Here is a 25,275-nt window from a genome sequence, read left to right on the forward strand (position 1 = left end):
GGGCCGCGCCCGGCTGGGCCGCGCCCGGCTGGGCCGCCGTCGGGCTGTGGACGGGCGCTGCCTCGTGGGCCGGCCTCGACGGTGCCGCCCAGCGCCGCGACCCGCTCGCGCAGCCCGGCGAGGCCGCGGCCGCCGCCCAGATCCGCGGCCGCGGTGGTCGTGGCGGTGCCGCCGTCGTCCTCGACGATCAGGAGCGCGCCGTCCGGCCCGTACCGCGCAAGCAGCGTGACCTGACCGCCCGGCGCATAACGCAGGGTGTTCGTCAACGCCTCGCGGGCGACGGCGTGCAACGCCTCGGCGACCGGCGGCGGCGGATCGCCGGACACCTCGATCAGGACCACCTGCCCCAGCCGGCGGAAGTCGTCGACGAGGTCGGTCAGGCTCGGCGGCGCCTCGTCGGCCGAGGGCAGCACCGCGACCAGCCGGCGCAGGTCGGTGAGCGTCTGCCGGCCGGTGCGGGCCGCGAAGTCCAGCGCCTCCGCGTGCAGGTCGGGGCGCTGCTCGGCCAGGTATTGCGCCGCCGACGCGTTCACCACGATCGACGTCAGGTGGTGGGCGGTCACGTCGTGCAGCTCGCGGGCGAGCCGGCGTCGCTCGGCGCCGGCCGCCTCGTGCCGGGTCTGCTCCGCCTCGGCGAGCCGCCGAGCCGCCGCGGCCCGGTCGCCCCGCCAGCGGCCCCGGACCCGCCCGGCCGCAGCCGCCAGCACGTAGAGGACCGCACTGAGCAGCAGGTCGAGAAGATAGTCGGCGGGCCGCACGGCCAACAGCGCCGCCTGCCACAGCAGCAGGCCGGCGATCACCAGCACCGTGGTCCGGCGGGATCGGCGGGCCGCCACGCTGAACAGCGCCACCAGGTCGGTGAGCGCGTTGACCGCGACCCCGTCGCCGGGGGTCAGGAACACCTGCTCGGGCAGCACCCAGGTGCTGAGGCTGATCGCGGCGGCCGTGGCGACGGTAACGGCGACCGGGGCGCGCGTGCGCCACGACAACGCGGCGGCCAGGGCAATCGTGATCGCCACGACCGCGGCGGCGGTGACCGGATCGACCGGGCCGCCGTGGGCCAGCGGCCGGCCCGGCCACAGCGCGATCTGGGTCGCGGCAAGGAACGCGGGCAGCAGCCAGGTCATGATGCCGCCCAGCGTAGCGGCGGTCCTATGCCCTGGGGCAGGGGTCGGATCCGTCCGTGGGCCGATCCGCGGACGGCCCCGCATCGACAGACTTTCCCCATGTCCTCCGTCGAATATCACCGCCTGGCCCGCACCGGGGCGCACCGCTGGTGGCGCCTGGTTGCGGGCAGCGCGTTCATCGTCGTCGCCGGCGCCGTGCTCGCCCTGGTGCTCGCCCTGATCTTCACGGTGGCCGCCGTGATCGCCGGCCGGTCCGGCGTGGCCGGCTCGCCGCCGACCCTCGGGCCGCTCGCCGACCTGGCCATGACGTTCCTGGTGATCGGGTTGCTGCTGCCGGTGACGCAACTGGCCGCGTGGTGGATCCAGCGCCGGCCGCCCGGCACCCTGTCCTCGGTCACCGGCCGGTTGCGGTGGCGCCGGCTGGGCACCTGCCTGCTCCTCGCGACCGGTGCGGTCGGGCTCTCCCTCGGCGGCGCGCTGGCGCTCGGCGCAGCGACCGGCGCGGACACCGGGCTCGGCGACCGGCTCGCCGCCCCGGCCTCGATCGCGGCGGCGCTGGCCGTCCTGCTGCTCGTGGTGCCGGTGCAGGCCGCCGCCGAGGAATACCTGATGCGCGGCTGGCTGCTGCAGGGCGTCGGCGCGTGGTTCCGGCGGCCGTGGGCGCCGATCCTGGTGCAGGCGCTGGTGTTCGCGGCCCTGCACGGCTGGGGGACGCCGTGGGGCTTCGCCGACCTGACGGCTTTCGGGCTGGTCGCCGGCTGGCTGACGGTGCGGACCGGGGGTCTGGAGGCGGCGGTCGCGCTGCACGTGATGAACAACCTGTTCGGCGCCGGCCTGGCGGCCGCCTACGGCGACCTCGGGATGGACGAGACCGCCGCGGACATGCCGTGGCAGATGGCTGTCGCCGACGTCACGGTGCTGATCGCGTACGCCGTCGTGGTGCACTTGATCTTCCGAAGCCGGAGCGAACCACCGTTACCTGCTTGTTATCGTCCGCGTCCGAACCAGACCGGGGATCGCCGCATCGCACTGAAGGACAACGCGACAACAGCGAACTTTGAGAGGCCCCACCATGCGTAGCCCCGTGCTCCTCGGCGCCATCGTTCTTCCCGCCGCCCTTCTCGTCACCGGTTGCAGCAAAGGCGTGCAGACGGTCGGCGGCGCCGCCGGTCCGGTCACCGCGCCGCCGTCGGTCGCCTCCTCCGGCGCGGCGCCGAGCGGCAGCACGCCCGGCAGCAGCGCCCCCAGCAGCAGCGCCCCCAGCAGCAGCGGGCCGGGCAGCAGCACCCCGGGCAGCAGCACCCCGGGCGGCGGCGCCCCGAGCAGCAGCGCGCCGGCCACGCTGGTGCTCGGGCCGAACGGGCTCGGCACGCTGAGGTTCGGCATGTCCCAGGCCCAGGCCAAGGGCACCGGGCTGATCAGCGCGTGGGGCCCGATCGTCGAGGGGCAGCCGGCCGCCACCACGGGCTGCATCGTCAAGGCGACGCTGAAGCGGGCCGGGAAGGACCACGGCTCGGTCTACTACTCCACCGGCAAGGGCGTCGTGATCATCGACGCGTACGCCGGGGTCGCCAGCCCGCAGGGCATCGGCCCGGGCGGCACCGCGAAGGCCGTGCTCGCGGCGTACCCGGACTACTCGAACATCGACGAGGGGCAGACCGAGGGCCGGGGGTACGCGTCGGTGCCGGGCAACAGCGGGGCCGTCTACCGCATCGAGATCGAGAAGGGCAAGGTCACCGAGTTCACGCTGCAGTCGCGCAAGCAGGACTGCTACGAATGAATCGACCGGATGAACTCGTCGGTGCGGTCGGTGTCGCCCACCTGCTTGATCTGCAGGTAGGTTCCCGCGGCCACCACCTCGCTGAACGAGACATCGGTGCCCGCGCAACCGGTCCAGCGGGTGACCCGGCCGCCGGGGACGGTGCGCACCGACCATCGGGTGCACCGGTTGTGCGTGGGCAGGGTCGCCCGGTCGAGACCGTCGGCGGTGCCGGGCGCGCGGCCGGCGATCTGCCGGGCCCGGTTGCGGCGGCGGGCCGGTGCGGCGGCCACCTCGTCGAGTGCGTCGGCCAGGGCGGCGGCGGTCGGCCAGCGCCGGTCCCGGTCGGCGGCCAGGGCCCGCAGCACGATCCGGTCGACGGCCGGGGAGACCCCGGCACGCAGCTTCGACGGCGCGGCGAGCGCGCTTGATCGCGGGGGATCAGATGGGTGACGAACGCCAGGAAGAGCTGGCCCGAAAGGCCGCGGCCGGCGACCGAAGAGCGCTCGAGGACCTGCTCGCGTTGCTCCGGCCGCAGGTGCTGCGCCGCTGCGCGCGCTTCCTGCCCTGCTACCAGGATGCCGAGGAGGCCTGCCAGGACGCGCTGCTGCAGGTGGCCCGCACGATCGAGCGGTTCGAGGGGCGCTCGCTGTTCTCCACCTGGCTCTACGTCGTCGTGGCCAACAGCGCCCGGCAGACCTACCGCACCCTCAAGCGCCGTGCCGTCGAGGAGGCGCACGAGGTGACCCCGCTCGACCGGCCCGACCCGCGCACGACGAGCGTCATCGCCGGCTCCCGGCTCGACTTCCTCGATCGCGCTCGAACGCCTGGAGAACCGCCGCCCCGACCTGGTCGCCCCGATCGTGCTGCGCGACGTCTGCCGGCTCGACTACGCCGAGATCGCCGAGCACCTCGGCATCCCGGTCGGCACCGTCAAGTCGCGCATCCACCAGGGCCGGGCCGACCTGCGCGAATACCTGGTGGCGGGTTAACGCAGGTAGCCGTTGTCGTCGCAGGTGCGGCGCTGCAGGACGCAGTCCTTGGTGCGCTTGTTCATCGCGTCGCTGTCCCACATCAGGAACGCGTCGCCGTGCATCGACGAGGCGCTCTTTCCGGCCGGGTCCGACGACAGGTAGTAGCCCTGCGTGGTGCCTTTCACGCCGTACTGGATGTCGAAGGTAAGCGCCGGTATCCGTACCGGATGATCTTTCGGGCAGGCGCTGTCCGTGCCGTACGCCAGGTGGTCCTTGTGGTTGGGGCTGTCCAGGTTTTTGCCGTCCCAGCAGTCCGGGAACTGCAGCATGAAGTGCAGCGTGGCGGGCTCGCCGCAGATCGGCCAGTTGCCGTCGGCGCTGCGGGCGATGCCGTCGAGGTCGCCCGGGCCGTAGAAGGCGCAGTAGAACTGGCCCTGCGCACCCCGCGGCGTCGGCACCTTCTTCTTGGCGTCCCCGGCGATCATCCGCAGGCCGGTGGGGATCGGCATCATGCCGGCCGAGTTGCTGCGGATCGAGCGGTAGTAGACCCGGAAACCGGTGGTCTCGACCGGCTTCTTGGTGGCGTCGTCGTAGAGCGTCGGCACCCAGTAGGACGAGTGGTCCACGGTCGGCTGGCAGGTGGTGGCGGTGAACTTGGTCAGATCACCGGCCGTGGTGCTCGCGTCGACCGCCTTGTTGCCGACGAAGGAGTGCATGTGCGACGCGCCGGGCAGGCCGGGGAGGACGATCGGGTCGTCGGCGAGCCGGTGGCTGTAGGTGCAGTCGGCCCGGAACTCCGGCTTGTCGCCCACGCCCGCCGGAACCGGGTCGACCTTGCGCGCCTTGAACGCGGCGACCTGCGCCGACCAGGCCGCCTGATCGACCGGGATCCAGCCGGGCTTGGCTTTTTTCGGTGGCGTGGATGCTGCTGGTTTCGTGGCGGCCGGCTTCGTGGTGGCCGAGGCCGCTGAGCTCGGCGATGCCGCGACGATCGCCGCCGCGTTCGCCGCCGCCTGCGGACTATCGGGAGAAGAAGAAGACGAAGAGCCGGCCAGGTGTACGGCGACCGCAGCCACCACGACCGCAACGACGGCCGCGCCACCGGCAGCGATCAGGCCCCACTTCGGCCGGGCCGGGCGGGACTCGGCGCTGGGCTCGGGAAACGCGGTGAACGACACGGCCAGCAGCATAGGAACCGCAAAGCAACGGTTCCTACCTGCTTAAGGCGCGGCTAAGGACTTCTGCCCGTTCGCACTTGGCAGCGGTCCGCGGTGATGCGATCGTCGAACCCAGCGATCGACGCGGGGGTGGGCAGGGCGTGCACGAGGAAATCGACGACAACTACCTCTGGCTCGAAGATCTGGACGCGCCCGAGGTCATGCGGTGGGTGGCGGATCTCAACGCCGCGACGCTGGCCGCGCTGTCCGGCGAGAGCTTCACCCGGGTCCGGGACGCGATCCGCGAGGTGCTCGACAGCAAGGACCGTGTCCCGTTCCCCGGCTGGCGCGGCGACGGCCTCTACTACAACTTCTGGCGGGACGCCGACCACCCACGCGGGCTGTGGCGGCGGACCACCGCGGAGCAGTTCCGCCGGGACGAGCCCGAGTGGGACGTGCTGCTGGACGTCGACGCGCTGAACACGGCCGAGGGCGAGAACTGGACGTGGAGCGGCGTCACGGTGCTGCGCCCCGATTACGACCGCTGCCTGATCAGCCTCTCCCGGGGTGGCGCGGACGCGGTGGTGGTGCGCGAGTTCGACCTGCGCGACCGGGTCTTCGTCGCCGGCGGTTTCACGCTGCCCGAGGCGAAGAGCGGGGTCAGCTGGATCGACGCCGACCACATCTACGTGAGCACCGACTTCGGGCCCGGCTCGATGACGTCCTCGGGCTATCCGCGGCTGGTCAAGTGCTGGCGGCGCGGCACCGCACTGGCCGACGCGGAGCCGGTCTTCGCCGGGCAGGCCGACGACGTCCAGGTCTGGGCCGGCCACGATCCGTCGCCCGGGTACGAACGCGATTACGTCACCCGGTACGTGGACTTCTTCCGCACCGAGCGGTATTTGCGCCGCCCGTCCGGCGAGTTCGTCCGGATCGAGGTCCCGGCCGAGGCCGACGTCTCCGTGCACCATGAGTGGCTGCTGATCCGCCTCCGGTCGCCCTGGCTGACCCATCCGGCCGGGGCCCTGCTCGCCACCGAGTTCGAGCCGTTCCTCGCCGGCCGGCGGGACCTCACCGTCCTGTTCCGGCCCGACGAGCACACGTCGCTCGGCGACTTCCGGTGGACGCGTGACCACCTGCTCGTCGTCACGATGACCGACGTCCGGTCGCAGATGCACGTCCTCACCCCCGGCCGGCCGGAGTGGCGCCGGCAGCCGATGCCCGCCGCCGGGGAGCTCGACCACCTCGGGATCCTCGACACCGACCCCGACCGCGACGACTCCTACCTCCTGTTCGCGCAGGGGTTCCTGCGGCCGCGGACGCTGAGTTCCGGGACGGTGGGCGGCGCGGTCACCGAGCTCAAACAGGAGCCGTCGTTCTTCGATACGGACGGCATGACGGTGCGCCAGTTCTTCGCCGTCTCCGCCGACGGCACCCGGGTGCCGTACTTCGTGGTGGGCGCGGACGCGGCCGGCCCGGCGCTGCTGACCGGGTACGGCGGCTTCGAGATCTCCCGGACCCCGGTCTACAACGGCGCCATCGGACGGGGCTGGCTCGCCCGCGGCGGCACCTACGTCCACGCGAACATCCGCGGCGGCGGCGAGTACGGCCCGGCGTGGCACCGGGCCGCGCTGCGCGAGAACCGGCTCCGGGCGTACGAGGATTTCGCCGCCGTCGCCGGTGACCTGGTGGCCCGCGGGATCACCACGCCGGCGCAGCTCGGGATCAACGGCCGCAGCAACGGTGGCCTGCTGATGGGCGTCATGCTGACCCGTTACCCGGAACTGTTCGGGGCGGTCGTCGCCGAGGTGCCGCTTCTCGACATGCGCCGCTACACCGAGCTGCTCGCCGGCCGGTCGTGGATCGCCGAGTACGGCGATCCCGGCGTCGAGGCCGACTGGGCGTACCTTCGCGAGTTCTCGCCCTACCAGAACGTCCGGCCCGGCCGCGCCTACCCGCCGGCCCTGCTCCTCACGTCGACCCGCGACGACCGCGTGCATCCCGGGCACGCCCGCAAGATGCTGGCCCGGCTGCGCGAGCACGGCCACGACGCCCTCTACTACGAGAACGTGGAGGGCGGCCACGGCACCGCCGCCGACAACGAGCAGGCCGCCACCATCGCGGCCCTCACCCTGGAGTTCCTCTGGCGCAACCTCGGGCCCGGCGCGCAATGGTAAGCGGCCGGACCCGAGGTCGTGATCAGACGGCGGCCGGGCTGTCGGTCGGGTCCGGGGTGACGGTTTCGGTGGGCTCCGGTGACACGGTCTCGGTGGGCTCCGGTGACACGGTCTCGGTGGGCTCCGGGGTGACGGTTTCGGTCGGTTCCGGGGTGACGGTTTCGGTCGGTTCCGGGGTGACGGTTTCGGTCGGTTCCGGGGTGGCCGTGTCGGTCGGTTCCGGGGCGGTCGCGTTCACGAAGACCGGACCGGCCTGGGTGGTGTCGGTGACCGGCGAGTAGGTCGCGGTCCAGTACGCGGTCGACAGGCACAGCGTCGACCCGGTGAGCTTGTTGAACTGCTGGTTGGTGAACTTGATCGAGTTGTCCGCGTTGCTGGCGACGCCGGCCAGCGACGTGGCGACCGGCTGGTACACGCAGGTGATCACGCCGAGGAGCGTGGTGATGACCACGGTGGCCTGGATCGGGCCGGCGCTGCCGGGGCTGATCGCCACCGCGCCGGTGCCGCCGTCGATGGTGGCCGCGTAGGCGAGATTGTTCAGCGTCACGCTGCGCACGCCGAGCGTGCCGACGATGTTGCTGGTGCAGCCGCCGAACGTCTGCGCGTCGATCGTCTCGGTGGCCACCCCCGGCGCGGGCGGGTTCGCCGTCACGGTCGACGAGAAGCTGGACGCGGTGCAGCTCACGCCGCTGGTGCCGGTGGCGGTCGAGTAGAAGGTGGCGTTGGTGCCGCTCTTCAGGGCCGCGGTGACGGTGTCGCCGACCGCGGCGTTCGTGCCGCCCACACCGCCGACGGTGAGCACGGCGCCGGTGTCGGCGAAGGCGGTGGAAGCCAGGAGGGTCGCACCGAGCGCGGCGCCGGCCACACTCGCCAGGTACAGGTATTTACGCATTACTGCTCCTCTTCGCAACGCGGGAACGGGCTTTTGTCGATGACCTACAAAGCGGAGGACGTAAATTGGAAATGGCATCCAATCGGCACCGAAAATCGCCCTGCGGGTTTTGCCAGCAGACCGCATACCCGCAGGTGGGCGCGGTCAGGAAAGCAAATACGAGGTGGACGGCGAAATTGATCCAGTTACTACTGGCCAGTAACCAGTCGATTTATATGCCTCAATAGGTGTTGCCGTCAAGGCCCATTCTCGGAGCCGACGGCGGGCACGACTGGACTCGCGCCCTATCCTGGCGTCATGGATCTCGAGTTCAGTGGCGAGATGTGGTTCTGGCGGGGTCCGGCGCCCTGGCACTTCGTGACCGTGCCGGCGGAGCAGTGCCAGGCGATCGCGGACGCGGCGTCGATGGTCACCTATGGCTGGGGGATGATCCCGGTGACGGCGCGGATCGGTGGCACGGACTGGACGACCTCGCTGTGGCCGAAGGACGGCAGTTACCTCGTGCCGATCAAGACCAAGGTCCGGCAGGCCGAGGAGATCGATCTCGGTGATGTCGTGACGGTCCGGCTGCGGATCTAGGGGGCGCGGGGGTCGGTCCCGCGCCGGCGGAGCAGGTCCTACTTCCAGTACTTCGTCTCGACGTTGGTGTCGGCCGGGTCGCCGCCGCCGTAGACGTACGCCTTCGCGGCGCTGTCGCCCAGTTGAGCCAGCAGGAACTGTGCCGTCCAGCGGCCGATCGTCTCCACGGCGGTGGCCTGTGACAGGGTTGGCGCCGAGGCGTCCAGGATCGCGCCGGCCCTCGAGTGCGTCGGCGTAGAGGCCGGTGGCGTCCGAGGCGGTGCGGGTGTGGTTGGGGACGAGCACGACGAAGCCGTACGTCGCGACCTTCTTCGCGAAGCCCGCGTAGAAGCCCTTGTCCACATCGGCGACCTGCAACATCAGGACGACCGGCCAGTCCCTGGTGCGACGCGGTCGTCGCCGGGTGGTAGACGTCGGTGGGATCGCCGTTGAGCGTGGTGCCGTAGGAGCTGGTGGCGGCGGCCGAGGCCGGGGCCGGGTTGACGAGGATGCCGGTGAGAAGGATGCCGGCGGCGGCCAGAACAGTCGGGGTGACCATCGAGGCGCGGCCGGCTCGGCCCCGCCGTCGACCGGCAGCAGCGCCAGCTCCTTAGCATGAGCCATGCGTCGATCCGCGGACCTGATGGAGCTGCTGACCCGAGCTGAACGCCTGATGTCCCGCCGGCTCGCCGCCGTCCTGGCCGAGGCCGGGCAGAGCCTCGACGCCTGGCGGGTGATCACCCTGCTCGCCGACGGCCGGGGCCATTTCATGACCGAGCTGGCCGACGGCGCGTTCCTGCCGCCCGGCAGCCTCACCCGGCTGGTCGACCAGCTGGTCGACACCAATCTGCTCTACCGCCGCGTCGACGACGTCGACCGCCGCCGCATCCGCGCCTATCTGACCCCGCGCGGCCACCGCCTGCACCAGCGGATCTCCGAGTCGGTGCGGGGCGTCCTGCCGGTCGACGAGGAGCTCGAGCAGCGGCTCGCCGGGCTCATCGAGGGCCTCGAGAATCCGGTGACCGGGATCACTTTTTGATGATCGATCGAGTACGGTCAGTGAATGACCGAGCTCTACTCACGACGGTCGTTCCTGGCCGGGGTCCTGACCGCCGGGATGATGTCCACCGCCGCCGGATACTTCCTGACCAGGCGTGAGTCGATCACCCTGACCTTGGCGACCGGGGTCGACCCGACCGGCGGCCGGCCGCTGCTCATCACCATGTGGAACGAGCTGAACCCGGACACCCAGATCAAGCCGATCGAGGTCAACAGCTCCACCCGCGATCAGTACGACAAGTTCGTCGAGACCCGCGCCGACATCTACAACCTCGACACGATCCACATCCCCCGGTTCGCCGCCACCAAGCGGATCGTCTCGTTCCAGCCGCACAACGACATCTCGCTGCTCGCGCCGATCCGCACGGTGTGCGCCCGGCCCGGCACCAGCGAGTTCTGGGCGGCGCCGTTCAACACCGACGTCGGCATGCTGTTCCGCCGGGTCACCGACAAGCGCGGCGACACCGAGCCCACGCTCAAGCAGGTGCTCGCCGCCTCGGCCATCGGCCCGGTGCAGTTCGCCGGGCAGCTCGACACCGTCGGCCAGCAGACCGACGAGGCCTTCGTGGTCAACGTGCTCGAGCACGCGCTGGCCCAGGACGACGCGATCCTCGGCGCCGACGGCGTCCTGTCGTTCGGCCTGGGGCAGTGGCGCGACGCACTCGGCCCGCTCGCCGCGGCGATCCAGGGCAAGCGCATCGTCACCGCGGCCGGCGAGGCCGACACCACCCGGGCCTTCCAGCAGGACACCCTGCGTTACATGCGGCACTGGCCGGTCACCCTGCGGTCGATCGAGCGCGCCGAGCGCGCCAAGACCGGCACCGCCGAGATCCGCCTGGGCCGGCTGCCGGTCGGTATCCTCGGCGGTCAGAGCCTCGCCATCGCCGCCGACAGCGAACACCGGTCGGAGGCCGAGCGGGCCATCCACTTCCTCACCGACACCCCCGCCCAGAAACTCCTGGCCAGTTTCGGCTTCGCGCCGACCGGCGTCGACGCCTACACCGCCGCCGACCTGCAGGCGTCATTGCCACAGCTCAACACGATTCGGTACGCGGTGGAGGGCTCCCGCCCCCGCCCGATGCACCCGAACTACGCCGAGTTCGCGTCCCGTTTCGCCGACCACACCCGGCGCTACCTGCACGACGGCGAGCAGCTCACCCAGCGGTTCATCCAGGACATCCAGGAGGCGCTGAAGTGAACGTGCACGGCATCGAGGCGTGGCAGCTGTCCATCCTGATCACCGCCGCGATCGTCCTGGTCGAGGCGGCGATCAACGCGGTGCTCCGCCGCCGGCCGAGCATGGTGCTGCACAAGCGCTTCCGCACCGGCGCCCTCGGCGCGCTGGTCGGCCTCACCGCGATCGTCTTCGTGGCCGCCCTCGGCCCGTCCCTGGCCGACGAGCTCTCCAGCGTGGCCGCGGCGGTGGCGGCGGTGGTCGCCCTGTGGCTCACCTACCGCTCCTACCATTCGTCCCACGAGTCCGACGCGACCGGAACGGGCGCACCCGACCCGCCGCCGGCTGCGGCGCCCCAGCCCGCGCCGGCACCCGAGCCCGCGCCGGCACCCGAGCCCGCCGCGCCGTCCCTGCCCGCCGCGCCGTCCCGGCCGCCGGCGCAGCGTCCGCCCGCCCCCGCGTCACCCTCCCGCTTCCGCCGCCGGGGCCGGGGCCGCAAGTAATCGCGCCCCAAAAGCTCGGTTTGGTCCACATTGATCACGAGTGTGTGCGGGTGCCGGCCCGGATGGGGGAGCGGTCCGAAGTTTTCTCGATGTAAGTGACCATGGAGCTGTGTTGTGGGTCACAATCACAGCTATGGGTGACTTACGCGTGGTGGTCAGTGGGGGCGGTGCAGCCGCCGGTGTCGTCGGGCTGATCGAGGAAGCGGTGCGCCGGGGCTGGACCGTCGACGTGACGGCGACGCAGAGCGCGCTCGGGTTCTTCGACACGGCTCAGGTGACCCGGGCCAGCGGCAAACCGGTGCGGACCACCTACAAATTCGCGGCCGACGGCCGGCGCATCTCGCCGCCCGCCGATGCGCTGATCGTGGCGCCGGCGACGTTCAACACGATCAACAAGCTGGCCGCCGGCATCGCCGACAACTACGTGCTCTCGTCGGTCGCCGAGGTCATCGGCCGGGGCGTGCCGACCGTGGTGGTGCCCGCCGTCAACTCGGCGCTCGCCGCCCGGCTGCCGTTCCGGCGGGCCGTCGCCGACCTGCGGTCGGAGGGCGTGCGCGTGCTGTTCGGGGCCGAGGACGACTGGGAGCCGCTGCCGCCGGGGCAGAACGATCCGCGCAACTTCCCCTGGATCAGGGCGCTCGACCTGGCCGAGGAGGCGTTCGGCCTGACCACCGTCGAACAGACGGTGCCGATGCGGGCATAACGGGGGATGCCGGAGAGCCGGTGAGCCCGCCTAACGTGGCCGTGGATGGACCTGCTGGAACGTGACGGCGAGCTGGCCGCCCTGCACCGCCTGCTGGCCGAGTGCGCCGCCGGTGGCCGGGTCGCGGTCATCAGCGGCGAGGCCGGAGCGGGCAAGTCCGCGCTGGCCGCCGCGTTCGCCGAGGCCGCCGGCCCGCGCGCGCACGTGGTGCTGGGCGCCTGCGACCCGCTGCTCACCCCGCGCGCCCTGGGCCCGCTGCACGACATCGCCCGCGCGCTCGGCGGCCGGCTGCGTGACCGGATCACCGACGCGCCGCGGGCCGAGGTCTTCGACCTGTTCCTCGAGGCGCTCGACCGGCCGCCGCAGGCCGCCCGCCCGGTCGTGGTGCTGGAGGATCTGCACTGGGCGGACGAGGCGACGCTCGACATGATCGCGTTCGTCGGCCGACGTCTCGCGCTGTGCCGGGCGCTGCTCGTCATCACGTACCGGGCCGAGGAGATCGCCCCCGACCACCGGTTGCGGACCGTCCTCGCCGGACTTCCGCCCGGCCTGGTCCGGCGGGTGAGCCTGCCGCCGCTCTCGGCGGCGGCGGTCGCCGAGCTGACCCGGCGCGCCGGCCGTGACTCCCCGGATGTGTTCGCGGTGACCGGCGGTAACCCTCTGCTGGTGACCGAGGTGCTGGCCGCCGCGGCCGAAGGCGTCCCGCCCACCGTGCGTGACCTGATCCTCTCCCGCCTCGCCACCCTCTCCACGCGGGCCCGCGACGTGGCCCGCCTGGTCTCGGTGATCCCGGCGCACGCCCCGGCCGGCCTGCTCACCGACCGGGCCGAAGCGGTCGACGAATGTCTGGCCACCGGCATCCTGACCGCGAAGGGCGACGGCGTCGCCTTCCGCCACGAGCTGTTGCGGCGGGCGGTGGAGGAGTCGCTTTCCCCGGTACGCCGGATGGCCCTGCACGCCGAGGTCCTGGCCGCGCTCAGCGCCCGGCCGGGGGTGGACCCGGCCCGCCTGGTGCACCACGCCCACCACGCCGCCGACGCCGCTGCCGTCCTGCGCTGGGCGCCGGTGGCCGCCCGCCGGGCCACCGCGGTCGGCGCCTACCGCCAGGCCGCGGCCCACTACGCGACCGCGCTGCCGCTGCTCGCCGACCATCCGCCGGCCGAGCGAGCGGAGCTGCTGGAGGAGTACGCCCTGGCCGCCTACCACGGCGGTCTGAGCGTCGAGGCGATCGAGGCCCGGCGCGACGCCCTGGCCCTGCGCGAGCGGCTGGGCGACCCACTCGGGGTGGGCGGCAACCTGCGCTGGGTGTCCCGGCTGCTCTGGTGGAACGGGCGTCCCGACGAGGCCCGGGCGGCGGCGTGGCGGTCGGTCGAGGTGCTCGAGGCGGTGCCGCCGGGGCGGGAGCTGGCCGCCGCGTACAGCAATCTGTCGCAGTTGTTCATGCTGGCCGGCGAGTTGCCGGAGGCGATCTCGTGGGGCCGCCGGGCGCTGGAGCTGGCCCTGCTGACCGGTGACCGGGACACCGAGCTGCACGCCATGGTCAACATCGGGTCGGCGCGGACGCACGGCGGTGACCAGGCCGGCGTCGCCGAGCTTCAGCGCGCCCACGAGCAGGCGGCCGCGGCCGGGTTCGACGACCACGCCGGGCGCGCCCTGGTCAATCTGAGCACGATCGCGGTGGACGCGTGCGACTTCGCCACCGCCGAGGCGGCCTTCGACCGGATGGTCCCGTTCCTGGTGGCCCGCGACCTGGACGGCTACCTCCGGCACGTGCTCGGCCACCGGGCCCGCCTCGAACTGTTCCGCGGCGACTGGCAGGCCGCCCTCGACGACGCCGGGCAGGCGCTGACCGGGCCGCCGGTGCCGGGGCCGTCGCTGGTCCCGGCCCTCGCCGTCGGCCTGACCGTCCGGGCCCGGACGGGGGAGCCGGGGCTGATCGCCGAGGCTCAGGACGCGGCTGGCCGGGCCTACCGCGGTGGCGAGGCCCAGTTCGTGGGGCCGGCCGCGATCCTGCTCGCCGAGCTGTCCTGGCTGGCCGGCGACGACGAGCGGGCCGCCGCCGAGGCGCGCCGCGGAATTGCGGTGCTGACCGGGCAACCCGGGCAGGCCGGGCAGCCGTGGTTCCTCGGCGAGCTGGCGTTCTGGCTGTGGCGATGCGGCGGGCTGCAGGCGCCGCCGGCGGGCACGGCCGAGCCGTACCGGCTGCTCATCGAGGGGGAGTGGCGGCGGGCGGCGCAGTGGTGGCGGGATCGCGGCTGCCCCTATCCGGAGGCCGAGGCGCTGAGCTTCGGCGACCCGGCGGCGGCGCTGCGGATCTACGACCGGCTGGGCGCGCTGCCGGCCGCACGCCGGTTGCGGGCCACCCTGCGCGAGCGGGGGCTGCCGGTGCCGCGCGGGCCGCGCCCGGCCACCGCGGCCGACCCGACCGGGCTGACCGCCCGGCAGCGGGAGGTGCTCGCCCTGCTGGCCGAGGGGCTGAGCAACGCCGACATCGCGGCCCGGCTGACCCTCTCGGCGAAGACGGTCGACCATCACGTGTCGGCGGTGCTGACCAAGCTCGGCGTACCCAATCGGGGTCAGGCCGCCGCCGCGGCCCGGCGCCTCAACATAGGGAGCTCTCCCCATGTGGCGGGGGAGCCGCATTCCTAGCGTCGTTCCCATGACCGAACTTGTTCTGGACGGATTGAAAGCCAAGCAGCAGAAGACCTGGGCCAGCGGCGACTACGGCGCCGTGGCCGCCCTCATCCAGCCGATCGCCGAGGAGCTCGTGCAGGCCGCCGATCTGTCGGCGGGCACCCGGGTGCTCGACGTCGCGGCCGGCACCGGCAACGCGGCGATCTCAGCCGCCCGGTGCGGCTGCCGGGTGGTCGCCACCGACTACGTGCCCGAACTGCTCGCCCGTGGCCGGGAACGCGCCGCCGCCGAGCACCTGCCGGTGGAGTTCGAGGTCGCCGACGCGGAGGACCTGCCCTGCGCCGACGGCGCGTACGACGCGGTGTTCTCGGTGGTCGGCGCCATGTTCGCGCCCGACCAGGAGAAGGTCGCCGCCGAACTGACCCGGGTGTGCCGGCCCGGCGGCACGATCGCGATGGCGAACTGGACGCCGGACGGCTTCATCGGCGAGATGTTCCGCACCGTCGGCCGCCGGGTCCCGCCGCCGCCCGGCATCCGCGGGCCGGTCGAGTGGGGCGACCAGGCCCGGGTGCGCGAGCTGTTCGCCGGCCGGGTCAGCGAGCTGCAGGTGGTGCCGCGGGTGTTCGTGTTCCGGTTCTCCTCGCCGGAGCACTTCGCCGACTACTTCCGCGAGCACTACGGGCCCACCCTGAAGGCGTTCGAGGCACTCGGCGCGGACAGCAAGCCGCTCTACGACGACCTGGTGGAGCTGGCCACGCGCTACAACACCGCCACCGACGGCACCGCCAAGATCCCGTCGGCCTACGTCCAGGTGCTGGCCATTCGTTAGATCCCGGTCTCCTCGGCGGGGGTGGGGAGCCGGTTCGGCGTGGCGGCGCCGAGCCGGCGGCGGAGACCGGCCGGCCGGGACAGATCGTCCAGGGCCGCGGTCACCGCGGTGACGCCACCGGTCGCCAGCTTCTCGAACTCGCCACGCAGGAGGGGGGTGGCGAGTTGCGCGAGGCCGTGCAGCTCCAGCTCCATCCGGTAGGTCACCTCGGTGCCGCCCGGCACCGGATGCAGCACGACCAGGTCGGTGCAGGTGGCACTCTCGCTGCGGCCGTGGAAGATCAACCGGTCCGGCTCGGCGGCGATCAGCGTGTAGGTGAGCTCGGTGGTCACTCCCCACATCTTGCGGATGTGCCGCCAGTGCGCGCCCGGCGCGATCGGTCCCGAGCCGACCCGGCTGGTCCGCCGGGCCGACGGGTCCCATTCCTGCGCGTTCGCGAAGTCCTGCAGGTAGCCCAGCACGGCGCCCGGGGTGGCTGTCACGGTGAACGTGCGCTCCACGACGATCATCGTTCCCCCAGGGCTTCGGCGACCTGTCCCGAGCGTAATGGCAGCTTCTGATCAGTGCCGCTGTTTCTCCGGCGGATCCGAATCGGGCTCGTATCGGCTCACGAACCGGCGCTGCCACGGCGTCTCCACCGCCTTCGGGTCGTAGTGCTCCCGGACGAACGCGACGGCCTCGGCGGCCGGCACGCCGTCGAGCACGGCCAGGCAGGCCAGCGCGGTCCCGGTGCGCCCGTGCCCGCCGTAGCAGGCGAACTCGACCCGGTCACCCTCGGCGCGGGCGAGGGCTTCGAGCAGGACCTTGCGGGCGTACGGCCGATCCGACGGCAACCGGAAGTCCGGCCATCGCACCCAGCGCGACTCCCAGCCGAACTCCGGTGGCGCCGAGCCGAGCAGGTAGACACCGAACGTCGGCGGATGCCCCGTCGGCATCGGACGGCTCAGGCCGCGCCCGCGCACCAGCCGCCCCGACGGCAATTCCAGCACCCCTTTATCCCCGAGCTGCCACGTGTTCATCCTGTTACAGTGCCTCCCATGTCCAGCTTCAGCGAGCGACGCCGGCGATCCTCCGACCGCCGCTGAAGTCTGCTTGTCCGCCGGCGGGTCGAACCCGCCGGTGATCCTTGCGTAACCGGCCGGCCCGCGTACCCCGATGGGTTGCCGATGAATCTCGAAGCTCTCCTGTCCGACCGCTTGGCGGCGGCGTTCGCCGCCGTGGCCGGCGCCGCCGTCGATCCCGTGATCCGGCCGTCGCAGCACGCCGATCTCCAGTCCGGCGCGGCGCTCGCGCTGGCCCGGGAGCTCGGCCGCCCGCCGCGCGAGATCGCCGCCGAAGCGGCCGCCAAGGCCGAACTGGCCGGCCTGGCCACGGTCGAGGTGTCCGGGCCCGGCTTCCTCAACGTGACGTTCGCCGGCGAGGCGATCTGGCGGCAGGTGACCGCCCGGCTCGGCGACCAGCGGCTCGGCGTGCCGGCCGGGGAGACCGGCAGCACGACCGTCATCGACTACTCCCAGCCGAACATCGCCAAGGAGATGCACGTCGGGCACCTGCGCAGCACGGTCATCGGCGATGCCCTGGCCCGGACGCTCGGCTTCCTCGGCGCGACCGTGATCCGGCAGAACCACCTCGGCGACTGGGGCACCCAGTTCGGCATGCTCATCCAGCACCTGTTCGAGCACCCGGCGGACCAGCCGGCGGGCGCGGCCGGGTTCAGCGCCCTCTACCGCACCGCGCGGGCGCGCTTCGACGCCGACGCCGCCTTCGCCGGCCGGGCCCGCCGCCGGGTGGTCGACCTGCAGGCCGGCGACCCCGGCACGCTCGCCGTCTGGCAGCAGCTGGTCGACGAATCGAAGATCTACTTCAACGAGGTGTACGGCAAACTCGGCGTGCTCCTGGACGACGCGGACGCGGTCGGCGAGAGCTTCTACAACCACTACCTGCAGGACATCGCCGACGACCTGGAGAACCGGGGGATCGCGGTGCGCAGCGACGGCGCGCTGTGCGTCTTCTTCGACGACGCGAACGCCCCGCTGATCGTGCGCAAGAGCGACGGCGGCTTCGGGTACGCGGCCACCGACCTCGCCGCGATCCGTTACCGGGTCACCGAGCTTTCCGCCGACCGCATCCTCTACGTCGTGGACGCCCGGCAGGCGCTGCACTTCCGGATGGTCTTCGAGACCGCCCGGCGGGCCGGCTACCTGCCCGGCCACGTCCGCGCCACGCACGTGCCGTTCGGCACCGTGCTGGGCGAGGACGGCCGCCCGTTCAAGACCCGCTCGGGCGAGACCGTGCAGCTCATCGCGCTGCTCGACGCGGCCGTCGACCGGGCCCGGGCCACCGTCGCTTCGAAGAACCCGGAACTCGGCGAGGCCGCCCTCGACGAGCGGGCGGCGGAAGTCGGCATCGGCGCGGTGAAATATGCCGACCTATCCACCGGCCGCACCCGGGACTACGTCTTCGACCTCGATCGGATGGTGTCGCTGCAGGGAAACACCGGCGTCTACCTGCAGTACGCCAACGCCCGCATCCAGTCGATCCTGCGCAAAGCCGGCGTGACCGGACCGGCCACGGTGGACGAGTCGCTGCCACTCGCCCCGGCCGAACGGCAGCTGGCACTGCAGCTCGACGAGATCGGCACGGTCCTGACCGCGGTCGCCGAGACCGCCGAGCCACACCGCCTGGCCGCCTACCTCTACGCGGTGGCCCAGGCGTTCAGCGAGTTCTACGAGGCCTGCCCGGTCCTGCGCGCCCCGTCTCCCGAGGTGCGGCACAACCGGCTCGCCCTGTGCGAACTGACCAGCCGCACCCTCGAGCTCGGCCTGCACCTGCTCGGGGTCGCCGCTCCGGCGAGGCTCTAACTCCGGGCGTACGCGGGCCGGGGAACGGCCGGGCCGGCCGGCGCCGGGGTGTGGGTTTGCCGGGTGCGGCGTGCGATCAGGACGATGACCAGCAGCAGCGCGCTTGCGAGGAGGACGCTGCTGCCGGTCAGCGCCGCGTCGACCCGGTGCACCAGCGCCGCGGCGCCGGCCGCGCCGGCCGGCACGGCGGCCGAGCCGGCCGCGGCCAGGACGGCCAGGCCGAGCGCGCTGCCCAACTGATGGAAGGTGTTGATCAGGCCGGAGGCGGCGCCCGCGTCCCCGGCGTCGACCCCGGCCAGGCCGGCGGAGGTCATCGGCGCGAAGGCGAGGCCCTGCCCGGCCCCGATGAGCACCATCGGTAGCGCGACCGCGGCGAGGTAGTCGCTGCCGGCCCCGGCCCGGCTGAGCCAGAGCATGCCCGCGAGAGTTATCCCGACCCCGGCGATGAGCACCGCCGGGGAACCGAACCGGCGCACCACCCGGTTGACGCCGACGGCGACCGCGAAATTGACCGCGGACATCGGCAGGAACGCGATCCCGGCGGCGAGCGGGCTGAAGCCGAGCACCCCCTGCAGGTACTGCGAGGTGAAGAAGAAGAAGCCGATCATCGCGCCCAGGTAGAGCATCCGCACCAGGTAGGCGCCGGTGCGGCGGCGGTCGGCGAACAGCCGCAGCGGCATGATCGGCTGCTCGGCCCGGGCCTCGTTGACGGCCAGCGCGGCCAGTAGCACGGCGCCGAGCACGATCGCCGCGACGGTGGCCGGCGCGCTCCAGCCGGACTCGGCCGCGTCGACGATGCCGAACACCAGCGCGGTCATGCCGAGGGTGGCGCAGAGCGCGCCGATCAGGTCGAAGCGGCCGGGCCGGCGCTCGGTCTCGCCGATGAACCGGCGGGCGGCGAACACCATTGCGATGCCGATCGGCACGTTGAGGAAGAACCCGGCTCGCCAGGACACCAGGTCGGCCAGCACGCCGCCGACGACCAGCCCGGCGCTGGCGCCGATCCCGGCGACCGCGCTGTAGGCGGCGACCGCGCGTGCCCGCTGATGACCTTCGGCGAAGCTCGCGGTCAGCAGCGACAGCGAGGACGGCGCGAGAATCGCGGCGCCGACGCCCTGGAAAGCGCGGGCCGCGATCAGCCACCAGGTGTACGGGGCGAGCCCGACCAGCAGCGAGGCCAGTGCGAAGAGCAGCAGGCCGATGACGAACATCCGGCGGCGGCCGACGATGTCGCCGGAGCGCGCGCCGAGCAGCAGCAGACCACCGAAGACCAGCGTGTACGCGTCCTGCACCCAGGTGAGGCCGGTGGGTGAGAAGTGCATCGCCGCCTCGATCCGGGGCAGCCCCGTGAAGATGATCGAGTTGTCCAGGATGACCATGAAATAGCTGAGGCAGATGATCGCCAGGATCATCGTCGGATGGCTCTGATCGCGGCGGCTCATGAGTCCAGACAACCGCCGGCTCGGCCGGCCGGCCAGTACCTGTCTTACCCGGTACTGGCAGTACCTCCCTGGTCGCGCCCGGTGTGGATATGCCGGGTGAGATGTGCGAAGCGGGATGGTAGCTGTGACATGAACGCATCACGATGTCCTCGCACGTGGAAGCATCGGTGGTTATCGTGCCTGAGGCGCGCCCACCAGGCGCGTCTTCGTCAATGAAAGGTTCGTGATGACTTCTCCCGCCGGTGTATCGCGGCGCACTGTTATCGCCGCCTCGGCCGCGGCTGCCACGGTGGCGCCGTTCGTCGCCTCCGAGGCCGCGCAGGCTCACGGCAAAGGCCACGGCCACCCCACGCCGCCGCCTCCCGCGACCTACCACCTCACCGTGCTGGGCACGTCGGACACCCACGGCAACGTCTACAACTGGGACTACTACAAGGACGCCGAGTACGACGACAGCGCGCACAACGACGTCGGCGTGGCCAAGCTCGCCGCCCTCGTGAACAAGCTGCGCGCCGAGGCGACCGGCGGCACGCTCGTTCTTGACGCCGGTGACACCATCCAGGGGACGCCGCTCGCGACGTACTACGCGAAGCAGGAGCCGATCACCACGACCGGTGAGAAGCACCCGATGGCCCGCGCCATGAACGTGCTGCACTACGACGCCGTCACCCTCGGCAACCACGAGTTCAACTACGGTCTGCCGCTGCTGAACCTGTGGATCCGCCAGCTCGGGTTCCCGGCGCTGGCCGCCAACGCGGTGAGCGCCAAGACCGGCAAGCCGGCTTTCACGCCGTACGTCATCAAGCAGGTCTCACTCGGTAAGCATGCGCCGACGCTGCGGGTTGGCATTCTCGGTCTTACCAACCCGGGTGTGGCGATCTGGGACAAGGGCAACGTCGAAGGCAAGCTCGAGTTCCTCGACATGATCAGCACCGCCGCGAAGTGGGTGCCGGAGATCCGTCGCCGGGGCGCGGACATCGTGATCATCTCGGCGCACGGCGGTGACAGCGGCACCTCCAGCTACGGCTCCGAGCTGCCGAACGAGAACCCGGTCGCGCTGATCGCGCAGCAGGTTCCCGGGATCGACGCGATCCTGTTCGGGCACGCGCACCTGGAGATCCCGCAGCGGTTCGTGACCAACACCGCCACCGGCAAGCAGGTGCTCACCTCCGAGCCGTCGAAGTGGGGCCAGCGGCTCACCAAGATGGACTTCGACCTGGTCCGCGAGCACGGCAAGTGGAAGATCACCACGTCGGCCGCGACCACGCTGAACACCAACACGGTCGAGGCCGACCCGAAGGTCCTCGCGGTGGTGAAGGCGCAGCACGACAAGACGGTGGCGTACGTCAACCAGATCGTCGCCACGTCCACCGAGACGCTGTCCGCGGCCACCTCGCGGTACGAGGACACCCCGATCCTCGACTACATCAACAAGGTACAGACCGACACGGTCACCGCGGCCCTCGCCGGCGGTCAGTACGCGAGCCTGCCGGTGCTGTCGATCGCGGCGCCGTTCAGCCGCACCGCCGTCTTCCCGCAGGGCGACGTCAAGATCAAGGATGTCGCCGGGCTCTACATCTATGACAACACCCTGGAAGCGGTCGTGCTGACCGGCGCCGAGGTGAAGGCGTACCTGGAGTACTCGGCGAAGTTCTTCGTCACGCTCGCGCCGGACGCCCCGGTCGTCGCGGCGACCATCAGCGACCCGAGCATCCCGGACTACAACTACGACGTGCTGTCCGGTGTCGACTACGACATCGACATCAGCCTGCCGATCGGCTCGCGGATCACCCGCCTGCAGATCGCCGGCGCCGACGTCGACCCGGCCGCGCAGTTCGTGGTGGCGGTGAACAACTACCGGCGCTCCGGCGGCGGCAACTTCCCCGGCATCGTGAAGACCCAGGTCTACAACGCGCAGCAGGAGATCCGCCAGCTGCTCATCGACTGGGCCCAGGCCAAGGGTTCGATCAACCCGGCCGACTTCTACGTCAAGAACTGGCAGCTGGTCCGCGCCGGCGTGCCCGTCGTCTTCTGATCTTGATAAGGGGGGCGCCCCTTCCGGGGCGCCCCTTTTCTACCGAATGACCGGCACCTGCATTTCCGTGACCCACTTGTCGAAGTCGCCGGGCGGGCAGTCCAGGTAGACCTCGCGGGCGTAGCCCGGCGGGACCGTCCGGTAGCCGTTGTCGTCGATCCAGGTGGCGATCTTCTGGCCGGTGCGGAACGCCTCGCTCATCGAGCCCTCGTGCAGCGCGGTCGCCGCCTGCTCGATCGCCGGCAGCACGACCACCTCGAAGCCCGCGTCGTCGCCCACCTCGGCGTCGCCGATCGGGAAGGCCGCGTGCACGGTGATCGTCTCGTCCTCCGGCCCGGTCGGCGCGGGCAGGTAGTAGGCGATCGGCGACCCGGTCATCGCCACCCCGGCCCGCTCCATCAGCTCCATCAGCCGTGGATAGAGCGGACTCAGATTCTCGTTGATCGACGACGGGTCGTCGTAGCTGGTCGCGACGGCGGACAGCGCCGCGATCCGCAGCGGCGCGATGTTCTTGATGACGACGTCTCCGGTGTCCATATGGCCCTCGATCTCGATCATGCGGAGACGCGCGTCGACCTGGGCCAGGCGCAGGTTGTCCCGCGTCACCTGGGCGGCCAGCTCGGCCCGGCGCAGGCGCAGCATGCCGCGCATCTCACCGGAGTCGACCTTGTCCTCGATCAGCGCCTGCACCTGCTGCAGCGTGAAGCCGAGGTCCTTGAGCGCGACGATCCGGTTGAGCAGGCGCAGCTGGGCGGCCGCGTAGTAGCGGTAGCCGCTGTGCGGGTCGACGTGGGCGGGGCGGAGCAGACCGATGGCGTCGTAGTGGCGCAGCATCCGCACCGACACCCGGCCCAGGCCGGCGAAGTCTCCGATACTGAACATGGTCCTCGTAGCCTCCGGCCTGACACGGTGTCAGAGTCAACCTCCGGCGCCGGCCCCCGCGGGCGGTGGGGTGGTCGGATCGGTGGTCGGCGCCGTCGTCGGCGGAGTGGTCGGCGCGGTCGTCGGGGGAGTGGTCGGCGCCGCCGTGGTCGGGGCGGTCGTCGGGGTCGCGCTGGTCGACGGCGTCCCGCTCGGCGAGGCCGAGGAGCTCGACTTGGTCGAGGTGGCGCGCGGGGTCGAGTTGGGCTTGACGCTCCTGCTGCTCGACACGCCCACCGACGGCAGCAGCAGGCCGCCGTTGTCGTCCTCGGTCGTCGCGGACGGCACGTTGATCGGTTCCTGCACCGTCTGCCCGTCGTCGTCACCGCTGAACAGGATCGCCATCGTGAGGCCGATCGCGAGGACGGCCATCACCACGATCGCCACCAGCACCGCGACCTGGCTGCGCGGCTGGCGTTTCGACGGCGGCATGGCCGGCGGCAGGTTGCGGGGCGCCGGCACCGCGCGGGTCGGCGGGGCCGGGCTGAGCGGCGCCACCAGGGCCGTGCCGGTCATCCGCTTCCAGTCGAGTGGGCCGGCCGCCTCGAATGCGGCCGCGGCGAACTCGGCGGCCGTCTCGAACCGGTCGCCCGGCTGTTTCGCCATCGCCTTGGCGATCAGCTCGCGGACCGCGAGCGGCGCCTCGGCCGGCAGCGGTTCCGGCTCCTCCTCGAGGTGGCGCAGCGCCACCTGCAGCGCGTTGTCGCCGTCGAACGGCGGGCGGCCGGCGATGCAGTGATAGGCGACCGCGCCGAGCGCGTAGATGTCGGTGGCGGCCGTGACCTTGCCCTTGGCGACCTGTTCGGGGGCCATGTAGAGAGCCGTGCCGACGATCGCGTTGAGCTGGGTGACGCTCGTCACCGCGGCCGAGCGGGCCACTCCGAAGTCGACCAGGACCACCGCGCCGGTCGGCTTGACGATCAGATTGCCCGGTTTGACGTCCCGGTGGACGACGCCCACCTCGTGCGCCGCGTGCAGCGCGTCGGCCGCCTGCGCGACGATCGACATCGTCTCCTCGACCGGCAGCGTGCCCTGCCGGACGCGGGCGGAGAGGGGCTCGCCCTCCACGTACGCCATCACCAGGTAGGCCACCTGGTCCTCGGCGGAGTCGCCGTCACCGGCGCCGGCGTAGTCGTAGACCTCGACGACGCCGGGGTGGCGGAACGAGGCCATCATCCGGGCCTCGCCGTAGAAGCGGGCCGAGAACTCGGGGTCGGCGAGCATGGCCGTCTTCAGCACCTTGACGGCGATGACCCGGCCGAGCACGACGTCGAGGCCGCGCCAGACCTCGCCCATCCCACCGGTGGCGATGCGCTCGTCCAACCGATACCGGTTGCCCAGGAGGTTCCCCGCTGACAGCACCGACGGACCTTATCTGATCAGGTGGCCATGCCACAGCAGCCGAATGTCGCTCAACTCTACAGACGCCCGGCCCCTAGCGGGGGGCCAGCGGAGGCACCCTGCGCCCGGCCGCCGAATCCGCGATGAGCTGGGCAAGGCGCCGTTCGCGGGTTTCCGGTCGTTTGGCACTGACGACCCAGTGGCTCGCGGCCCGCCGGTAGTACGCGGACTGCTTATCGAACCACTCCCAGGCGTCGCGTTTCGCCTGAAAAGTCATGATCTGTTCGGGCGCCAGCTCCGCTCCGCCCTGCTCGTACGAGTACGCCGGCGGCGCGTCGATCTTGCGGCCGGCGAACGCCCGCTCGCCGGCCGGGTGCATCATCCCGCGCCCGGTCAACTCGGCGATCTTGGCCACGTTGACCTCGCTCCACACGCTGCCCTTCCGGCGTGGCGTGAAACGCACCCGGTAGCTCAGCTCGTCGATGCGGCGGGCGACGCTGTCGATCCAGCCGAAGCAGAGCGCCTGCTCGATGGCCTCGGGATGGGTCACCCCGGTGCGGCCGGAGCCCTTCTTCCCATAGCCGACGAACAACTCGGGCGCGGTCTCGTGATGCTTCTCGAACCACGCCCGTAGTTCGTCCGCGGTGTCGAAGAACTCTGCGTCCACCGGCACAGCGTAGGGCCGCCGGGCGGCAAAGGGCTCCGCCCGGCGGCCACATCTACGCCCCGGTCATCAGATGTCGGTGCCCCCGACGATGACCGCGGTCTCGTTGAGCTCGCGCTCCTCGGCCTCGGCCTGCTTGGCCAGCGCCGTCCGGGCGTACGTCGCCGCCGCCCAGCCGGCCGCGGCGCCGACCAGGCCGGCCACGATCAGCAGGCCCCACGGCGTGCTCGGCTTGCGCCCGGCCAGCGCCGCAGCGGCCGCGTTGGCCCGGGCCCAGGCCACGTCGGCTTTGCCTCCGGCCTGCTCAGCCAGCTGCTGACTCTTGTCGCCGGCGACCGAGGCCGCCTTCGAGGCCGTATCCGCCATGGCGGACGACAGGTAGTCCCATGCCTGAGCCGCCGTCCGCTCGGCCTTGTTCAAAGTCTTTGAAGACATGTCCGATTCCCTCCTGCGTTCGCCTACCGC

At 71.9% G+C, this 25,275-nt stretch carries 25 protein-coding genes and 1 pseudogene; 14 read left to right on the top strand and 12 right to left on the bottom strand.

The window, feature by feature from the left end; all coding sequences use genetic code 11:
• Positions 1 to 1,127, bottom strand: a 1,127-nt coding sequence (locus tag AB0E90_RS26740; protein ID WP_360411163.1) for a histidine kinase, incomplete at its 3' end; no start/stop codon positions are given.
• A 99-nt stretch (positions 1,128 to 1,226) separates the two neighbouring features.
• Here AB0E90_RS26740 and AB0E90_RS26745 point away from each other — a divergent pair.
• Together AB0E90_RS26745 and AB0E90_RS26750 are read left to right on the top strand one after the other, a co-directional pair.
• Complete coding sequence (locus tag AB0E90_RS26745; RefSeq protein ID WP_360411166.1) at positions 1,227 to 2,207, top strand: CPBP family intramembrane glutamic endopeptidase; 981 nt, start codon at positions 1,227 to 1,229, stop codon at positions 2,205 to 2,207.
• Positions 2,200 to 2,907 carry a hypothetical protein gene (locus AB0E90_RS26750; RefSeq protein ID WP_360411169.1) on the top strand — a complete coding sequence of 236 codons (708 nt, stop codon included), beginning with the start codon at positions 2,200 to 2,202 and terminating at the stop codon, positions 2,905 to 2,907. The genes AB0E90_RS26745 and AB0E90_RS26750 overlap by 8 nt, the downstream gene beginning before the upstream one ends.
• On the opposite strand, the gene AB0E90_RS26755 is transcribed toward AB0E90_RS26750, so the two are convergent.
• Positions 2,898 to 3,254, bottom strand: coding sequence for a hypothetical protein (locus tag AB0E90_RS26755; protein ID WP_360411172.1), 357 nt, complete (start codon positions 3,252 to 3,254; stop codon positions 2,898 to 2,900). The genes AB0E90_RS26750 and AB0E90_RS26755 overlap by 10 nt on opposite strands.
• 77 nt (positions 3,255 to 3,331) lie before the next feature.
• On the opposite strand from AB0E90_RS26755, the pseudogene AB0E90_RS26760 reads away from it, so the two are divergent.
• Both AB0E90_RS26760 and AB0E90_RS26765 read left to right on the top strand, forming a co-directional pair.
• Positions 3,332 to 3,592, top strand: a pseudogene (locus AB0E90_RS26760) (sigma factor); the annotation flags it as partial.
• Between the two features lie 157 nt (positions 3,593 to 3,749).
• Positions 3,750 to 3,878 (top strand): sigma factor-like helix-turn-helix DNA-binding protein, encoded by a 129-nt coding sequence (locus AB0E90_RS26765; protein ID WP_360411175.1) that lies wholly within the window; start codon positions 3,750 to 3,752, stop codon positions 3,876 to 3,878.
• On the opposite strand, the gene AB0E90_RS26770 is transcribed toward AB0E90_RS26765, so the two are convergent.
• On the bottom strand, positions 3,875 to 5,038 hold the full coding sequence (locus tag AB0E90_RS26770; protein WP_360411178.1) for a DUF1996 domain-containing protein: 1,164 nt from the start codon (positions 5,036 to 5,038) through the stop codon (positions 3,875 to 3,877). The two genes, AB0E90_RS26765 and AB0E90_RS26770, sit on opposite strands and share 4 nt — an antisense overlap.
• Before the next feature lie 140 nt (positions 5,039 to 5,178).
• Here AB0E90_RS26770 and AB0E90_RS26775 point away from each other — a divergent pair, with 140 nt between their 5' ends.
• The gene (locus AB0E90_RS26775) at positions 5,179 to 7,194 is read left to right on the top strand and encodes a prolyl oligopeptidase family serine peptidase (RefSeq protein WP_360411181.1); all 2,016 of its coding nucleotides are present in this window, start codon (positions 5,179 to 5,181) and stop codon (positions 7,192 to 7,194) included.
• 22 nt (positions 7,195 to 7,216) lie between these two features.
• Here AB0E90_RS26775 and AB0E90_RS26780 read toward each other — a convergent pair whose 3' ends face one another.
• Positions 7,217 to 8,086 carry a Tat pathway signal sequence domain protein gene (locus AB0E90_RS26780; protein ID WP_360411184.1) on the bottom strand — a complete coding sequence of 290 codons (870 nt, stop codon included), beginning with the start codon at positions 8,084 to 8,086 and terminating at the stop codon, positions 7,217 to 7,219.
• A gap of 297 nt (positions 8,087 to 8,383) precedes the next feature.
• On the opposite strand from AB0E90_RS26780, the gene AB0E90_RS26785 reads away from it, so the two are divergent.
• Positions 8,384 to 8,665 carry a DUF1905 domain-containing protein gene (locus tag AB0E90_RS26785; RefSeq protein ID WP_360411187.1) on the top strand — a complete coding sequence of 94 codons (282 nt, stop codon included), beginning with the start codon at positions 8,384 to 8,386 and terminating at the stop codon, positions 8,663 to 8,665.
• A gap of 38 nt (positions 8,666 to 8,703) precedes the next feature.
• Here AB0E90_RS26785 and AB0E90_RS26790 read toward each other — a convergent pair whose 3' ends face one another.
• Positions 8,704 to 8,832, bottom strand: coding sequence for a hypothetical protein (locus AB0E90_RS26790; RefSeq protein WP_360411190.1), 129 nt, complete (start codon positions 8,830 to 8,832; stop codon positions 8,704 to 8,706).
• Positions 8,833 to 9,266: 434 nt separating this feature from the next.
• On the opposite strand from AB0E90_RS26790, the gene AB0E90_RS26795 reads away from it, so the two are divergent.
• The 6 genes from AB0E90_RS26795 (at position 9,267) to AB0E90_RS26820 (ending at position 15,546) form a co-directional block, all read left to right on the top strand.
• Positions 9,267 to 9,683, top strand: a complete 417-nt coding sequence (locus AB0E90_RS26795) for a MarR family transcriptional regulator (RefSeq protein WP_360411193.1) — start codon at positions 9,267 to 9,269, stop codon at positions 9,681 to 9,683.
• A gap of 24 nt (positions 9,684 to 9,707) precedes the next feature.
• Entirely contained in the window at positions 9,708 to 10,901 is a 1,194-nt protein-coding gene (locus AB0E90_RS26800; protein ID WP_360411196.1) for an ABC transporter-binding protein, read from the top strand.
• Positions 10,898 to 11,380, top strand: coding sequence for a hypothetical protein (locus AB0E90_RS26805; RefSeq protein ID WP_360411199.1), 483 nt, complete (start codon positions 10,898 to 10,900; stop codon positions 11,378 to 11,380). Before AB0E90_RS26800 ends, AB0E90_RS26805 begins: the two co-directional genes overlap by 4 nt.
• Before the next feature lie 133 nt (positions 11,381 to 11,513).
• Positions 11,514 to 12,083: a flavoprotein gene (locus AB0E90_RS26810; protein ID WP_360411202.1), complete on the top strand. Its 570-nt coding sequence runs from the start codon at positions 11,514 to 11,516 to the stop codon at positions 12,081 to 12,083.
• Positions 12,084 to 12,128: 45 nt separating this feature from the next.
• A complete protein-coding gene (locus tag AB0E90_RS26815; protein WP_360411206.1) occupies positions 12,129 to 14,732 on the top strand; it encodes an AAA family ATPase in 2,604 nt (867 codons plus the stop codon).
• A gap of 10 nt (positions 14,733 to 14,742) precedes the next feature.
• Complete coding sequence (locus AB0E90_RS26820; protein WP_360411209.1) at positions 14,743 to 15,546, top strand: class I SAM-dependent methyltransferase; 804 nt, start codon at positions 14,743 to 14,745, stop codon at positions 15,544 to 15,546.
• On the opposite strand, the gene AB0E90_RS26825 is transcribed toward AB0E90_RS26820, so the two are convergent.
• Positions 15,543 to 16,055 carry an SRPBCC family protein gene (locus tag AB0E90_RS26825; RefSeq protein WP_360411212.1) on the bottom strand — a complete coding sequence of 171 codons (513 nt, stop codon included), beginning with the start codon at positions 16,053 to 16,055 and terminating at the stop codon, positions 15,543 to 15,545. The genes AB0E90_RS26820 and AB0E90_RS26825 overlap by 4 nt on opposite strands.
• A 51-nt stretch (positions 16,056 to 16,106) precedes the next feature.
• On the bottom strand, positions 16,107 to 16,565 hold the full coding sequence (locus AB0E90_RS26830; RefSeq protein ID WP_360411215.1) for a protein phosphatase: 459 nt from the start codon (positions 16,563 to 16,565) through the stop codon (positions 16,107 to 16,109).
• Between the two features lie 147 nt (positions 16,566 to 16,712).
• Here AB0E90_RS26830 and argS point away from each other — a divergent pair, with 147 nt between their 5' ends.
• A complete protein-coding gene (gene argS / locus AB0E90_RS26835) occupies positions 16,713 to 18,407 on the top strand; it encodes an arginine--tRNA ligase (protein ID WP_360411218.1) in 1,695 nt (564 codons plus the stop codon).
• On the opposite strand, the gene AB0E90_RS26840 is transcribed toward argS, so the two are convergent.
• Complete coding sequence (locus tag AB0E90_RS26840; protein ID WP_360411221.1) at positions 18,404 to 19,849, bottom strand: MFS transporter; 1,446 nt, start codon at positions 19,847 to 19,849, stop codon at positions 18,404 to 18,406. The genes argS and AB0E90_RS26840 overlap by 4 nt on opposite strands.
• Before the next feature lie 226 nt (positions 19,850 to 20,075).
• Between AB0E90_RS26840 and AB0E90_RS26845 the strand changes: the two genes are divergently transcribed.
• A complete protein-coding gene (locus tag AB0E90_RS26845; RefSeq protein ID WP_360411224.1) occupies positions 20,076 to 21,884 on the top strand; it encodes a 5'-nucleotidase C-terminal domain-containing protein in 1,809 nt (602 codons plus the stop codon).
• Positions 21,885 to 21,923: 39 nt separating this feature from the next.
• Here AB0E90_RS26845 and AB0E90_RS26850 read toward each other — a convergent pair whose 3' ends face one another.
• The 4 genes from AB0E90_RS26850 to AB0E90_RS26865 all read right to left on the bottom strand — a co-directional run bounded on the left by AB0E90_RS26850 (position 21,924) and on the right by AB0E90_RS26865 (position 25,245).
• Positions 21,924 to 22,766, bottom strand: a complete 843-nt coding sequence (locus tag AB0E90_RS26850; protein WP_360411227.1) for a MerR family transcriptional regulator — start codon at positions 22,764 to 22,766, stop codon at positions 21,924 to 21,926.
• Positions 22,767 to 22,802: 36 nt separating this feature from the next.
• On the bottom strand, positions 22,803 to 24,167 hold the full coding sequence (locus AB0E90_RS26855; RefSeq protein WP_360411230.1) for a serine/threonine-protein kinase: 1,365 nt from the start codon (positions 24,165 to 24,167) through the stop codon (positions 22,803 to 22,805).
• A gap of 73 nt (positions 24,168 to 24,240) precedes the next feature.
• Positions 24,241 to 24,813, bottom strand: coding sequence for a YdeI/OmpD-associated family protein (locus AB0E90_RS26860; RefSeq protein ID WP_360411233.1), 573 nt, complete (start codon positions 24,811 to 24,813; stop codon positions 24,241 to 24,243).
• A gap of 66 nt (positions 24,814 to 24,879) precedes the next feature.
• The gene (locus tag AB0E90_RS26865; RefSeq protein ID WP_360411236.1) at positions 24,880 to 25,245 is read right to left on the bottom strand and encodes a hypothetical protein; all 366 of its coding nucleotides are present in this window, start codon (positions 25,243 to 25,245) and stop codon (positions 24,880 to 24,882) included.
• Between the last annotated feature and the right edge of the window lie 30 nt (positions 25,246 to 25,275).

The organism is Actinoplanes sp. NPDC026619 (genome assembly GCF_040638295.1).
GTDB lineage: Bacteria > Actinomycetota > Actinomycetes > Mycobacteriales > Micromonosporaceae > Actinoplanes.

Excerpts from the sequence above, each read along its gene's own strand:
- AB0E90_RS26800 (WP_360411196.1), top strand. The coding sequence starts at position 9,708 with ATGACCGAGCTCTACTCACGACGGTCGTTCCTGGCCGGGGTCCTGACC.
- AB0E90_RS26845 (WP_360411224.1), top strand. The coding sequence starts at position 20,076 with ATGACTTCTCCCGCCGGTGTATCGCGGCGCACTGTTATCGCCGCCTCG.
- AB0E90_RS26750 (WP_360411169.1), top strand. The coding sequence starts at position 2,200 with ATGCGTAGCCCCGTGCTCCTCGGCGCCATCGTTCTTCCCGCCGCCCTT.
- AB0E90_RS26820 (WP_360411209.1), top strand. The coding sequence starts at position 14,743 with ATGACCGAACTTGTTCTGGACGGATTGAAAGCCAAGCAGCAGAAGACC.
- AB0E90_RS26795 (WP_360411193.1), top strand. The coding sequence starts at position 9,267 with ATGCGTCGATCCGCGGACCTGATGGAGCTGCTGACCCGAGCTGAACGC.
- AB0E90_RS26745 (WP_360411166.1), top strand. The coding sequence starts at position 1,227 with ATGTCCTCCGTCGAATATCACCGCCTGGCCCGCACCGGGGCGCACCGC.
- AB0E90_RS26810 (WP_360411202.1), top strand. The coding sequence starts at position 11,514 with ATGGGTGACTTACGCGTGGTGGTCAGTGGGGGCGGTGCAGCCGCCGGT.
- argS (WP_360411218.1), top strand. The coding sequence starts at position 16,713 with ATGAATCTCGAAGCTCTCCTGTCCGACCGCTTGGCGGCGGCGTTCGCC.
- AB0E90_RS26815 (WP_360411206.1), top strand. The coding sequence starts at position 12,129 with ATGGACCTGCTGGAACGTGACGGCGAGCTGGCCGCCCTGCACCGCCTG.
- AB0E90_RS26825 (WP_360411212.1), bottom strand. The coding sequence starts at position 16,055 with ATGATCGTCGTGGAGCGCACGTTCACCGTGACAGCCACCCCGGGCGCC.
- AB0E90_RS26785 (WP_360411187.1), top strand. The coding sequence starts at position 8,384 with ATGGATCTCGAGTTCAGTGGCGAGATGTGGTTCTGGCGGGGTCCGGCG.
- AB0E90_RS26830 (WP_360411215.1), bottom strand. The coding sequence starts at position 16,565 with ATGAACACGTGGCAGCTCGGGGATAAAGGGGTGCTGGAATTGCCGTCG.
- AB0E90_RS26865 (WP_360411236.1), bottom strand. The coding sequence starts at position 25,245 with ATGTCTTCAAAGACTTTGAACAAGGCCGAGCGGACGGCGGCTCAGGCA.
- AB0E90_RS26850 (WP_360411227.1), bottom strand. The coding sequence starts at position 22,766 with ATGTTCAGTATCGGAGACTTCGCCGGCCTGGGCCGGGTGTCGGTGCGG.
- AB0E90_RS26840 (WP_360411221.1), bottom strand. The coding sequence starts at position 19,849 with ATGAGCCGCCGCGATCAGAGCCATCCGACGATGATCCTGGCGATCATC.
- AB0E90_RS26780 (WP_360411184.1), bottom strand. The coding sequence starts at position 8,086 with ATGCGTAAATACCTGTACCTGGCGAGTGTGGCCGGCGCCGCGCTCGGT.